Annotated in this window: 13 protein-coding genes and 1 tRNA gene; 3 read left to right on the top strand and 11 right to left on the bottom strand. The window is 61.8% G+C overall.

Going from position 1 to position 12,682, the window contains the following annotated elements; translation table 11 throughout:
• Positions 1 to 283 precede the first annotated feature (283 nt).
• Together M1D51_RS06330 and M1D51_RS06325 are read left to right on the top strand one after the other, a co-directional pair.
• Entirely contained in the window at positions 284 to 1,483 is a 1,200-nt protein-coding gene (locus M1D51_RS06330) for an acetyl-CoA C-acetyltransferase (RefSeq protein ID WP_172326303.1), read from the top strand.
• A 2-nt stretch (positions 1,484 to 1,485) separates the two neighbouring features.
• Positions 1,486 to 2,013, top strand: coding sequence for an aminoacyl-tRNA deacylase (locus M1D51_RS06325; protein ID WP_375154267.1), 528 nt, complete (start codon positions 1,486 to 1,488; stop codon positions 2,011 to 2,013).
• Between the two features lie 132 nt (positions 2,014 to 2,145).
• Here M1D51_RS06325 and rplL read toward each other — a convergent pair whose 3' ends face one another.
• The 9 genes from rplL to M1D51_RS06280 form a co-directional block, all read right to left on the bottom strand.
• Positions 2,146 to 2,523, bottom strand: a complete 378-nt coding sequence (gene rplL, locus M1D51_RS06320) for a 50S ribosomal protein L7/L12 (protein WP_011775604.1) — start codon at positions 2,521 to 2,523, stop codon at positions 2,146 to 2,148.
• A gap of 76 nt (positions 2,524 to 2,599) precedes the next feature.
• The gene (gene rplJ, locus M1D51_RS06315) at positions 2,600 to 3,193 is read right to left on the bottom strand and encodes a 50S ribosomal protein L10 (RefSeq protein WP_062073190.1); all 594 of its coding nucleotides are present in this window, start codon (positions 3,191 to 3,193) and stop codon (positions 2,600 to 2,602) included.
• 302 nt (positions 3,194 to 3,495) lie between these two features.
• The gene (locus tag M1D51_RS06310; RefSeq protein WP_458108962.1) at positions 3,496 to 4,665 is read right to left on the bottom strand and encodes a GNAT family N-acetyltransferase; all 1,170 of its coding nucleotides are present in this window, start codon (positions 4,663 to 4,665) and stop codon (positions 3,496 to 3,498) included.
• A complete protein-coding gene (locus tag M1D51_RS06305) occupies positions 4,644 to 5,750 on the bottom strand; it encodes a GNAT family N-acetyltransferase (RefSeq protein ID WP_458108961.1) in 1,107 nt (368 codons plus the stop codon). Before M1D51_RS06305 ends, M1D51_RS06310 begins: the two co-directional genes overlap by 22 nt.
• A 119-nt stretch (positions 5,751 to 5,869) precedes the next feature.
• A complete protein-coding gene (gene rplA, locus M1D51_RS06300) occupies positions 5,870 to 6,577 on the bottom strand; it encodes a 50S ribosomal protein L1 (RefSeq protein WP_026539797.1) in 708 nt (235 codons plus the stop codon).
• Between the two features lie 147 nt (positions 6,578 to 6,724).
• Positions 6,725 to 7,156 (bottom strand): 50S ribosomal protein L11, encoded by a 432-nt coding sequence (rplK, locus tag M1D51_RS06295; protein WP_011775609.1) that lies wholly within the window; start codon positions 7,154 to 7,156, stop codon positions 6,725 to 6,727.
• A gap of 130 nt (positions 7,157 to 7,286) precedes the next feature.
• Positions 7,287 to 8,141 carry a transcription termination/antitermination protein NusG gene (gene nusG / locus M1D51_RS06290; protein ID WP_458108960.1) on the bottom strand — a complete coding sequence of 285 codons (855 nt, stop codon included), beginning with the start codon at positions 8,139 to 8,141 and terminating at the stop codon, positions 7,287 to 7,289.
• Positions 8,142 to 8,255: 114 nt separating this feature from the next.
• On the bottom strand, positions 8,256 to 8,537 hold the full coding sequence (gene secE, locus M1D51_RS06285; protein ID WP_024817604.1) for a preprotein translocase subunit SecE: 282 nt from the start codon (positions 8,535 to 8,537) through the stop codon (positions 8,256 to 8,258).
• A gap of 80 nt (positions 8,538 to 8,617) precedes the next feature.
• Positions 8,618 to 8,690 (bottom strand) — tRNA-Trp (locus M1D51_RS06280).
• 252 nt (positions 8,691 to 8,942) lie between these two features.
• Between M1D51_RS06280 and M1D51_RS06275 the strand changes: the two genes are divergently transcribed.
• Positions 8,943 to 10,172, top strand: a complete 1,230-nt coding sequence (locus M1D51_RS06275; RefSeq protein WP_458108959.1) for a pyridoxal phosphate-dependent aminotransferase — start codon at positions 8,943 to 8,945, stop codon at positions 10,170 to 10,172.
• Between the two features lie 111 nt (positions 10,173 to 10,283).
• Here M1D51_RS06275 and M1D51_RS06270 read toward each other — a convergent pair whose 3' ends face one another.
• Both M1D51_RS06270 and M1D51_RS06265 read right to left on the bottom strand, forming a co-directional pair.
• On the bottom strand, positions 10,284 to 10,958 hold the full coding sequence (locus tag M1D51_RS06270; RefSeq protein ID WP_172325829.1) for a LuxR C-terminal-related transcriptional regulator: 675 nt from the start codon (positions 10,956 to 10,958) through the stop codon (positions 10,284 to 10,286).
• Entirely contained in the window at positions 10,955 to 12,580 is a 1,626-nt protein-coding gene (locus M1D51_RS06265) for an ATP-binding protein (RefSeq protein ID WP_458108958.1), read from the bottom strand. Before M1D51_RS06265 ends, M1D51_RS06270 begins: the two co-directional genes overlap by 4 nt.
• Positions 12,581 to 12,682: the final 102 nt, after the last annotated feature.

Here is a 12,682-nt window from a genome sequence, read left to right as displayed (position 1 = left end):
AACAGGGAAGACGCAAATATCTACGATACGGCAAAGTAGCCTTCCTGTCTACCCCAGATCGTCCCTGATTGCAAGCACCGTTGCTGCAGGCACCTAAGCACAGGGCTCCGCAGTGAATCGGCCTGCACGTAAGAGAACCTTCCGGACCTAAAAGAACATTCCGGTATGTCTTTGGTTCCTCGCGCGTGATTGGAATGCCGACGCAAGCACAACCGTTGAAAGGGTAGGCTGGCGCACGCCCCGCGATAGCCTTGCAACACCACACCCGGATGGAAGAGAGACCATGACCAACTCCGCTGACGACAATGACGTTGTCATCCTTGCCGCTTCCCGTACCCCGCAGGGCCGGCTAAACGGGCAATTGGCGGGCTTTACCGCCGTCGACCTTGGCGCGCATGCCATCACAGCAGCCCTGGCGGCCAGCGGCGTGAAAGCCGAACAAGTGGACGCCGTGATCATGGGGCAGGTGCTCCAAGCGGGAGCGGGCCAAAACCCTGCCCGCCAAAGCGCAATTGCCGCCGGCGTTGGTTGGAACATCCCTGCCGTGACCATCAACAAGGTCTGCCTTTCCGGGCTCACAGCAGTGATTGACGCCGCCCGCATGATCCGCAGCGGTGACGCCACAGTGGTGGTTGCCGGGGGCCAGGAATCAATGACCCGCGCACCACATCTCCTGCCCGGTTCGCGGCAGGGTTGGACCTATGGAGCCATCCAGGCTTTGGACGTTGCAGCCCATGACGGTCTCACGGATGCTTTCGATGGACAATCCATGGGCCTGTCCACGGAAACCAGGAACCTCACCCTGGGCATTGACCGCAAGGCCCAGGACGAGGTGGCGGCTGCCTCCCACCAGCGTGCCGCTGCCGCCATCGCAGACGGAACGTTCGACGTCGAAATAGCTCCGGTAAGCGTCAAGCAGCGCAAGGGTGATCCCCTGGTCCTCACCTCGGATGAAGGTGTCAGGCCCGCCACCACTGTAGAGACGTTGGCACCACTCAAGGCTGCTTTCGCCACAGACGGCACCATCACGGCCGGCAACTCCTCTCCCCTGTCCGACGGCGCCTCCGCACTGGTGCTGACCAGCCGACGCTTCGCCGAGGACAACGGCTTGGACTACCTTGCTGTTGTGGGTAAACCCGGCCAGGTTGCCGGACCGGACAACTCGCTGCACTCACAGCCCTCGAACGCCATTGCACAAGCCTTGAAACGTGCGGGTTGGACCGCGGAGGACCTGGATTTCATCGAGATCAACGAAGCCTTCGGCTCTGTTGCCGTCCAGTCCCTCAAGGACCTCCGCTATCCGCTGGATAAGTGCAACATCCACGGCGGCGCAATTGCCCTGGGCCACCCCATCGGGGCCTCCGGTGCGCGGCTCGCGCTGCACGCAGCCCACGAGCTCAAGCGCAGGGGAACAGGCAAGGCCGCAGTGTCACTTTGCGGCGGTGGCGGCCAAGGTGAAGCCCTGCTCCTGTACCGCGACTGACTATGGAACCGGGACTGGGTCCCGAACCGCCAACGAGGGGAAACGACGTGAATGATCCTGTGACGGACGGGGCCGAACGCTTCCTGTCCGATGCTGCCGCCCGCGGACTGGACGTGGACGTCGTCGAGCGTCCCGCAGCCCGCAGCTTGGAAGAAGCTGCCGGGATACTGGGCATCAGCCCGGCTGACATTGTGAAGTCGCTGGTGGTCAAGCACCGCGATGGCAGTTTCCTGTTCGCGCTGATTCCGGGCGACCGCCAGATCTCGTGGCCTAAGCTGCGCGCCCTGGTGGGCGTCAATAAGCTCTCACTCCCCCACGCTGACGTCGCCCTGGCCGCCACCGGCTACGAGCGGGGCACCATAACCCCCCTGGGAAGCACCACACCGTGGCCCGTCTATGCCGACGCCACGATCACCGGACGGCGGATCTCCATGGGAGCCGGTGCCCACGGCCGAAGTGCGTTCGTGGACGCCGATGCCCTCACGTCCGCACTCGGTGCGGTTGTGGCGGACATCAGCGAACCAAACTAGGTAGGTAGCAGCACTTGCCGTTCTGACAGCTCAGAACGGCAAGTGCTGCTAGCTGCTTGGGGTGCATTAAACGCAGGAAGCCCCGCCCGCTCCTTAGTCGGAGCGGGCGGGGCTTCCACAAGCAAGAACGAGTTACTTGAGGGTAACCGTTGCGCCAGCTTCTTCGAGCTGAGCCTTTGCCTTCTCGGCAGCTTCCTTGGTGGCGCCTTCGAGAACAGCCTTCGGTGCGCTGTCAACCAGGTCCTTGGCTTCCTTGAGGCCGAGGGAGGTGATGGCGCGAACTTCCTTGATCACTGCGATCTTCTTGTCGCCAGCAGCTTCGAGAACGACGTCGAATTCGGTCTTCTCTTCAGCAGCTTCAGCAGCACCGCCGGCAGCGGGGCCGGCAACTGCAACAGCAGCAGCCGTAACTTCGAAGGTCTCTTCGAAGAGCTTGACGAACTCGGAGAGCTCGATGATGGTCAGTTCCTTGAAAGCTTCAATGAGCTCTTCGTTGCTGAGCTTCGCCATGGTGGCGTCCTTCCATTAGTTGGTGCAGGTCCGGGCTAAACCGATCCATGCACCAGAGTTTGATTGAGGGGAGAACTTAGTTCTCTTCGGTTGCAGCTTCAGCGGCTTCGGCCGGAGCCGCAACCTCTTCAGCAGCAGCCTCTTCAGCGGCCGGGGCTTCTTCAGCGGCCGGTGCAGATGCGCCGCCCTCTTCTTCAAGCTTGAGGCGCAGAGCGTCGATGATGCGTGCAGCAGCGGATGCGGGAGCCTTGAGGACACCAGCAACACGTGCAAGCTGCAGCTCGCGGGACTCGAGGGCTGCCAGTGCGGCAACTCCTGCTGCGTCCAATGCCTTGCCTTCGAAGACGCCGGTCTTGATAACCAGCTGCTTGTTGGCCTTGGCAAAGTCCGTCAGGCTCTTGGCAGCAGCAACAGCGTCACCCTTGATGAAAGCGATTGCAGTAGGGCCGGCGAGCTGATCGTTGAATGCTTCAACTCCAGCTTCCTTGGCTGCAATGGCACTCAGGGTGTTCTTGACGACCGAGAACTTGGTGTCCTGGCCGAGCGCAACACGCAGTTCCTTGAGCTGTGCAACAGTGAGCCCGCGGTATTCGGTCAGGACAGCCGCGTTCGATTCCTTGAAATCGTTGGTGATCTCCGCAACAGCGGAAACCTTGCTAGGCGTTGTCATAACCCTCCTTCCGGGGAATAAAGCCGGTCTTCCGGGTCCCCGCTCACGAGAGCTAAAACTAAAAAACGCCCCGCGCAGATGCACGGGGCTTGGCTCAACACAGACAGAATCTGTGGAGACTTGCTTCGTTCACCTGCGCCGGCCGCCCTATGTTCAGGGTCCTTCGTCAAGGAATTCACTGTGATCTCAAGGGCGTAGCTGCAGAATTGAGCTGTGCTCGAAAGAGTGGATTCCCATCAACCGACGGTCTTTGGTACTTCAAGGTTACGGGAGAGTGTTCCCCAAACCAAATCGAGGGCGGACTAGTCCGACGACGTAGTGTCCTTGCCCCGTCCGGGAAGTTCCTTCTGCCAGAGTCCGGTGACGCCCGCCGTCGTAAAGCCCAACTGCTTGTTTACCGTCAGGAGGTAGCGGTTTTCGGGTGCGTTCCAGGTGTAGATCACCCTGGCATCAGGGAACTGCTCACTGAGCCTTTCCATGTTCGCCAACTTGATCAACAGACCCAGCTTGTTGCCCCGGTGTTCCTGGAGAACCAGGGTGTCGTCCTGGAACACCACGTCCTGTCGGTGCGCCAGGACACTGATGGTAGTCAGGCCCACCAGCTTTCCGCTCTCTACATGCTCGACGGCGGTGACCACCGTGCGCCGGCCCTGCGCCAAGGCTGCGTCCTCGGTTTCGCGAAGAACGACGGGGTCGAACACCATACCGCTTGCCTCGACTTCGGGGGCATCTTCTTCCCCGTCCTCACGGACCACCTCACCGGCAGCATTCTCCAACGCCGCTACGGCCTCAAGCCACGGTTCCGGGCAGCGGTCGGTCCAGTGGTGAAGGAGGTACCGGCCACCGTTGGCTTCCTCGGCCTCCACCTGAAGATCGCCCACCAGCTTGGAATCCAGCGGCAGCACGCAGGAGCTGAACTGCTCAATGTGTTGCAGGGTGTATCCGGCGCGCTTGGCAAAATCCACTTCCCTGCTGCTGACGGGAACAAAGCCCGCACCGCTGCCAGGGATCAACTGGTCCTCAGGTACCTCGGTCAGGGATGTTGCAGGGTGATTGGTGTCCACCAGAATCATGGTCCTGCCCTCTGCCCGGGCCAGTTGTTCAGCGGCCTCAAGCAATTGGCGTCCGACGCCCTGGCTTTGGTACTCGGGCAGGATGTCCAGGGTGAACTCCGCCAGGTCCATGTTGTCCGTCAGGGGCAAGGCGATGTCAACCGTACCCACAATCGTTCCATCCACCTTGGCCACCAGGATGATCTGGCGCTCGTAGGGATCGGAGAACTCCAGCAACTTCTCCAACGGCGTGTAGGCGAGGTCGTCGCTCCCCCAGGTCTCCATGCGTACCCGTCGGCCTACTTCCACGGCGTCCAGGAAATCAGCGGCGTCGGGGCTGTCCAGGGTGTCAGGCACCCACAGCTGCTCGACGTGAACGGTCTTTGCCTCGTCTACAGTCATTCCAGCCGTTTCTGCCATTCGCCTTCAAAGCCGGAGGGCTTGAATCCCAGGGCGATATTAATGGCCAGCATATGCCGGTTTTCAGTGGCGTTCCATGTCATGACGGACGTGGCGTCCGGCCAAAGCTCTTTTGCGCGTCGAAGATTGGCGATCTTAACCAGCAACCCCAGGCGGTGGCCGCGGTATTCCGGGGCCACCAACGTGTCCTCCTGATAGATCACCGCCGGCAAAGCCACACGATGAGTCAGGACCGTGTACGCCGCCAACTCACCCGTGGCATCGTGGCGCGCGACAGCGGCCACCACATCAATACCGCTCGCTCGCCACGTGGCCTCTTCCTGACGCACACGTGCGGCATTCCACTGCTCACCCTCCCACCCCAATCCGGCGATCGGCACTTCGGTGCTCATCAGGCTCTTGAGGCGCGCGAAGACGTCCACCACCTCGTCCGGACACTGGTTCTGCCAAGAGATGACGCTGTATCCGGCCGATCGCTGAGACGCTTCTGCCTCGAGTTTTAACAGGACTTCTTCCGCCACGGGGAAGGACAATGTGCTGGTGGTTTCAACCTGTTCCAGCGAATACCCATGATGAAGGGCGAACATTGTGGATGCGGAATCGAGAGGAACACTGCCAGTACCGGACTTGGCCTCCAGCAAACGGCCGGGGCCCGTGGCAGGTCCAAGCGGCTCCTCGCAATACCCGTCGAAAGAGCGGCGGCCCCGCCCTCGTGCCAGCTCCTCCAGCATCCCAAGGATGGTCGAACCAAACCCGCGCCGCCGAAAAGGTGCGGCGACAAGGACGTCCACACCCGCCGTCGTCGTGTTTTCACTCAGTGGCAGCGTCAGCGTCCCGCTGCCCACCACCACACCATTGAGATACGCCAGGAAAACCTGCCGCTCTTCGTACTCATTTCCCCGCCAGAAGACGGCAGCTTCCACCAACTCAGGGCAACGGTCCCGGCTGCCCCAGAGCTCCAAATGGTGGGCGACGTTCAAAGCGTGGAATGACTCAAAGTCCGACGCCTCGTCACCAGGCTGTTCGGGCACAGGGATGCGTTCTACGGACAGCCCGCCATTTTCGAGAAGGTACGACGACGACACGCACCACAGCCTACGGCTCGCCTTGGGCTGCGAACAGGGCGGGCGGAACATTCGAACAAGAAAAAGGACCGCCCGGCTAAGCCGGACGGTCCTTTTCTCAGAGCCAGTGTTCGCGAAGCTTACGCGTCGGTGAGAACCTTGGTGACGTTCGGGTCAACGGTGATGCCCGGACCGAACGTGGTGGCAACGGTAGCCTTCTGGATGTAGCGGCCCTTGGAAGCGGACGGCTTCAAACGAAGCACCTCTTCCAGTGCAGCTGCGTAGTTCTCGGCCAGCTTGTTGGCGTCGAAGGAAACCTTGCCGATGATGAAGTGCAGGTTCGAGTGCTTGTCGACGCGGAAGTCGATCTTGCCACCCTTGATGTCGTTGACAGCCTTGGTGACATCCGGGGTAACCGTGCCGGTCTTCGGGTTCGGCATAAGGTTACGCGGGCCGAGGACCTTACCGAGGCGGCCAACCTTGCCCATGAGGTCAGGGGTTGCCACTGCGGCGTCGAAGTCGGTCCAGCCGGCTGCGATCTTTTCGATCAGGTCATCGGAACCAACGAAGTCGGCGCCTGCAGCGATTGCTGCTTCAGCCTTGTCACCGGTTGCGAAAACGAGGACGCGGGCAGTCTTACCGGTGCCGTGGGGCAGGTTGACGGTGCCACGAACCATCTGGTCGGCCTTACGCGGGTCGACGCCCAGGCGGAAAGCGACCTCAACGGTTGCGTCGAACTTGGAAGGGTTGGTGTCCTTCGCGAGGTTGATGGCTTCGATCGGGGCGTAGACCTTGTCTGCCTCGATCTTGGCTACGGCTGCCTCATATGCTTTGCTGCGCTTTGCCATGCTGCTGTTTCTCCTTGTGCAGTTGTGGTCTGCGGACCGCGCTGGGCCCTGCCACAGTCGTGGATCCGGCAAGGATCCTGCGACATTTCAAATGTTTCAGATGCCGGTTACCCGGCGGGTGAAGGCCACGGGGGCCTTCGAAGGGTATTAGCCTTCTACGGTGATGCCCATGGAGCGGGCGGTGCCGGCGATGATCAGGGCAGCAGCCTTGATGTCGTTGGCGTTGAGGTCTTCCATCTTGGTGGAAGCAATTTCCTCGACCTGTGCCTGGGTCAGCTTGGCAACCTTGACGGTGTGCGGGGTAGCCGAACCCTTGGCGACGCCTGCAGCCTTCTTGATGAGCTCTGCAGCCGGCGGGGTCTTGGTGATGAAGGTGAAGGAACGGTCTTCGTAGACCGTGATTTCGACCGGGATAACGTTTCCGCGCTGGGATTCCGTTGCAGCGTTGTACGCCTTGCAGAATTCCATGATGTTGACACCGTGCTGGCCAAGCGCAGGACCGATCGGCGGAGCCGGGTTAGCGGCACCTGCCTGGATCTGCAGCTTGATGAGGCCGGTGACCTTCTTCTTGGGAGCCAATGTAGGGTCCTTCTCTCAATAGCTTCCTGGGACACAGGAGCGCGTCCCAGGTTTTTGGCCGCCATGGCGAGGCGGCCGGCCGCTCCCGAACTGCTAAGCAGGCAGGACTGGAGCGAAATTTTGGAATCAGCTAGATCTTGGTGACCTGGTTGAATGCGAGCGTCACCGGGGTTTCGCGCTCGAAGATCGAGACCAGCACCACCAGGGTCTGGGACTCTGGCTTGATCTCGGAGATCGTTGCCGGAAGGGTCTCGAACGGGCCCTCCTTGACGATGACCGACTCGCCGACCTCGAAGTCGACGGCCACGGGAGCCTGGTTCTGCTTGTTGACCGGCTTGCCCTGCTCTGCCTGCTCTTCTTCGAAGACCGGGGCGAGCATGGAGAAGACCTCGTCAAGGCGCAGCGGAACGGGGTTGTGGGCGTTGCCCACGAAGCCGGTAACACCAGGGGTGTGGCGAACGGCGCCCCAGGAGGCGTCCGTCAGGTCCATGCGGACCAGGACGTAACCGGGGATGCGAACGCGGTTGATCACCTTGCGCTGCGCATTCTTGATCTCGACGACCTCTTCCATGGGGACCTGGATTTCGAAGATGTAATCTTCCATGTCCAAGGTCTGGATGCGGGTCTCAAGGTTTGCCTTCACGCGGTTTTCGTAACCTGCGTAGGAGTGGATGACGTACCAGTCACCTTCCTGGCGGCGCAGCTTGGCCTTGAACTCTTCAGCCGGGTCAGCGGGCGCTGCAGCAGCAGCGACTGCGAGGTCGTCGCCGTCGGACTCTTCCGAAGCGTCGTCTTCGTCTGCGACATCGCCGGACGCGTCATCAGACTCGTCGTCCACGTCCGCGCCGAAGTCCTCTTCGGAATCGTCGGCGTCGGCAGATTCGGGCGCAGCAGAATCAACCTCGGACTCTTCCACAGCCTCAGCTGCGGTGTCGTCGGTTGCTTCCAGCTCAGTCTCGTTTACCTCGAGCTCCTGCTCAGACACTTGGTCTCCTGCTTCCTCATTGCCTAACATGCCTATTTAAATGGCTCAATTCCGCAAACCCCGCAAAATTCCTGAACTACCAAGGAATTTCACACAGTTTGCGGACAGATCCGCTTAGCGGTCCGTAGCGCCCGACCCACCGAAGACCCAGCTGACTCCCGTGCCGAAGGCCAGGTCCAGAAGGGTGACGATGAGCATCATGATGGCCACGAACACCAGCACCACGAGCGTGTAATTGATCAGTTCCTTGCGGGTGGGCGCAACGACCTTCTTCAGTTCACCAATAACCTGGCGGACGAAGAGAGCAATACGGGCGAAGAAGCCGCGATCGGCTTTCTTGGCGGGACGGCCCTTCGAGCTGCTGGCAGCTGTTTCGGTCACCTGATCCTCACTCACCTTGCAAAGTCGTTGACCCGACTCTGATCAGAGCCATGGTTGCTGCGCGTGCCCCGGCGTTTCCGCCGGGACAGCTTGCGCAGGGCAGACAGGACTCGAACCTGCAACCTGCGGTTTTGGAGACCGCTGCGCTACCAATTGCGCCACTACCCTATGGATCGAATCCATGTTTCAGGCCGCACTTCAGCCTGTGGTGCTTTTCAACACCGGTGAACCAGTCTACGCAAGAATTTCGCGATAGTCGAACCGGCTCATTTCCGGTCCTCCCGACCCCAAAAACCTGTGACCAGCATTATCAGTCACAAAGTCCGGCAGACACCCGGGAGGTCCGCAGATCAGCATAAGGTAGTTTACGTCGAATCCCATCATCCAGCCCACGAGCTGCCTGCGAAGAACGGTACATAGATGTCTGCCGGAACAACTACCGCCCGCATTTCACAGCGAATCTCCGCCATCGCCGAGTCCGCCACCCTTGCCGTTGATGCCAAGGCCAAGGCACTGAAGGCCGCGGGCCGCCCCGTGATCGGTTTTGGTGCCGGGGAACCCGATTTCCCCACCCCGGATTACATCGTGCAGGCTGCGATTGAAGCTGCCGGCCAGCCGAAGTACCACCGCTACTCCCCTGCCGGCGGACTCCCTGAGCTGAAGAAGGCCATTGCAGAGAAGACCCTGCGGGACTCCGGCTACAAGGTTGACCCTTCCCAGGTGCTGGTGACCAACGGTGGCAAGCAAGCCGTCTACAACACCTTCGCCACCTTGGTGGATCCGGGCGACGAGGTCATCATTCCCACCCCGTTCTGGACCACCTACCCCGAAGCCATCCGCCTCGCCGGCGGTGTGCCCGTTGAGGTTTTCGCCGGACCGGAACAGGGATACCTGGTGACCGTCGAGCAGCTTGAAGCCGCTGTAACCGACCGCACCAAGATCCTGCTGTTCGTTTCTCCGTCCAACCCCACCGGCGCCGTGTACAGCCCGGAGCAGGTTGCGGAAATCGGTAAATGGGCCGCTTCCAAGGGTCTTTGGGTTGTCACGGACGAGATCTACGAGCACTTGACCTACGACGGCGTTGAGTTCACCTCCATCGCCACCGCCGCCCCGGAACTGGGCGACAAAGTGGTCATCCTCAACGGTGTGGCCAAGACCTATGCCATGACCGGTTGGCGCGTGGGCTGGATGATCGGCCCGGCTGACGTCATCAAGGCAGCCACCAACCTGCAGTCGCACGCCACCTCCAACGTCTCGAACATCATGCAGGTTGCCGCCGCCGCTGCCCTCACGGGTCCGCTGACCGCCGTCGACGAAATGAAGGTTGCGTTCGACCGTCGCCGCAAAGCGATCGTTGCCGGCCTCAACGCGATTGAAGGCGTTGAATGCCCGACGCCGACCGGCGCCTTCTACGTGTACGCGGACGTCCGCGGACTCTTGGGTAAGGAATTCGAGACCTCCAACGGTCCCGTCCGGCCGCAGACTTCGGCTGAACTTGCCACGCTCATCCTGGACGAGGTTGAAGTTGCCATTGTTCCGGGCGAAGCCTTCGGACCTTCCGGCTATGTCCGCCTGTCCTACGCCCTCGGCGATGACGACCTCGCCGAAGGTGTCCGCCGCATTCAGGAATTCCTGGGCAAGGCGAAGTAGCAAGCAGCCAGGGCAAACGCTCTTCCACCCCACCAGGTGGAAGAGCGTTTGCATTTAAGGCTCGGGAAGTGCGAGAGCGATGGGGAAATCCCCGCGGGAAGTGGGAGAGCGTCAGAGGAGGCGGCGCTCGGCGGCCCACTTGGTCAGTTCGTGCCGACTGGAGAGCTGAAGCTTCCGCAAAACGGCCGAGACGTGTGTTTCAACCGTCTTGATGGAGATGAACAGCTCTTTGGCTACTTCCTTGTAGCTGTACCCACGGGCAATGAGCCTCATGACTTCGAGTTCGCGGGCCGAGAGCTTGTCCAGTTCGTCATCGGCGATATCTGCCGGGGCGGTGCCGAACGCATCCAGCACAAAGCCTGCCAGCCGGGGTGAGAACACGGCATCGCCGTCGGCCACCCGGATGACGGCGTCGGAAATCTCCTTGCCGGAGATGGTCTTGGTCACGTAGCCACGGGCACCGGCACGGATCACGGACACCACGTCCTCGGCAGCGTCGGAAACGCTGAGCGCCAGGAAACTGGTGGTTCCCAGCATCGCGGCCGATCCTGCAATGACTTCACGGCCGCCACCGCCCAGACCCCCGGGAAGGTGCACATCCAGGAGCACCACCTCCGGGCGGGTTTCGGCAATGACGGCGATGGCCTGCTCCACCGTTCCGGCCTCTCCGATGACGTCCACGCGGGCATCCAGGTCGGCCTTCAGTCCGGACCGGAAAATGGTGTGGTCATCCACGATCACCACCCGCACTGTGCGTTCCGGACCACTCTGGGGGTTGGTGCTCATTGCTTCGCCTCTCCATTCCGGGCTTCAGTGTTCCGGGTTTCGGTGTTCCGGGTTCGTTGTTCCGCTGTGTCGCCGCCAATGTCGCCATTGGCTGACGGCATGGCCAGCCGGACTTCGGTGCCATCGCTGCTGCTGTTGATGGTTGCCGTGCCACCGTGCCGTTTCATCCGGCCAATGATCGATTCCTTGACGCCCAGCCGATCGTCCGGGACAGCATCAAGATCGAAGCCGGGGCCGCGGTCCTTGATGAAGATCTCAGTGCTGCCCGCGGTGCTCTCCACATAGACGGACACGGTTCCGCCACCGTGCCGCGCGGCGTTAAGCATCGCTTCCCGGGCTGCCTGCACCATGGCTTCGTGCCGCTCCGTCATGTCCGTTTCGCCCACGGCCACCACCTCTACTGCGTGGCCCTGGGAGTCTTCAACCTCCGCTGCGACGGCTTTGATGCGCTCGGCCAGGAGCCCGGACTCTTTGGCGGCATCGCTGAAGAGCCAGGCCCGGAGTTCGCGTTCCTGGGCTCTGGCAAGCCTCACGACGTCCTGTTCCGAGCCCGCCCTGCGTTGGATCAATGCCAAAGTCTGCAGCACGGAATCGTGGAGGTGGGCGGCGATCTCAGCGCGCTCTGTCTCGCGGATGCGGCCTGCCCGTTCTGTTTCCAGGTCCTTCCAAAACTTCAGGCCCCAGGGCAGTAGTACCAGGGCTACGCCGCCCAGGACAGCGACCGATGCCAGCAAGGCCAGCCAGGTCTGTTCCCACGACCCTGAGCCTGAGACCATCACCAGGACGCCCGCCACCACAAGCGCCAGCCCGGCCGCCAGCCGGACCCAGCCGCCTGCTTGATCGGCCTTCGTCTTATCCACCAGGCCGGCCCGGCGGGTTTCGTCAAGCTGCATCCAGGCAATCGCAGCACCACCGAGGATGGCCGCGGCCGGAATGAGGGTTCCCAACGGAACGTCGACGCCGAACTGGCGTGCGATCAGGATGGCGGCCACCAGGAGAAGGGCCGCGCCGAGCAGGATTTCCTTGCCGTACGGGATGCTCCGTGCGGTAAACCAGGACGCCCAGGTACCCTGATCGCCGCTTCCGGACCAATTCCAGGCGGCGGAAGGACTGCCAAATCCTGGAGGCTCAGCCGTGGAGTCGGGACCACCGCGGGGGATGGCACCCACGCCGGAGGCAGGACGGTCAACGGTTGGCCCGCCGACCGGAATGGAACCACGGACCGGAACGGAACCACGGACCGTAGGTGCGCCGGCAGCAGCCGGCAAGGGACCGGCGTCGTGCGTTGTCACTACCCGCGAATTTCCGCCGCCCGGCCTGAATCCTGCAGCAGGCACGCCTCCACCACCAGGCGCAGGCACGGGCGGCAGGCTCACGGCAGGAGCAATGGGCGACGCCGGACGCCGGGCATTGCGCTTGGCGCTCTCATCCGCGGTAGGGACCATGGTCCACAGCCAGGCATAGAAGGCAACGCCTGCACCGCCGGCCAAACACGCAAGGACCATGCCAAGCCGGACGAACTTGACCGGCCAGCCCAAGTGATCGGCCAGTCCACTGCAGACGCCGGCGATCATGCGGTCGCTGCTGCGGACCAGCACAGGGCGTTGTACAGCGGTTGTCATGTACCAATCCAAACACGGATCAGGGCAACCCGGACCGGAAACCGGCGCTGTTCGGGGGTCGCTCAGGGATCATTCAGGGTATCCCCCAGTAGAGGGAAGGAC

Source organism: Arthrobacter sp. R3-55 (genome assembly GCF_054161505.1).
This window is presented reverse-complemented; position numbering and strand designations above follow the sequence as displayed.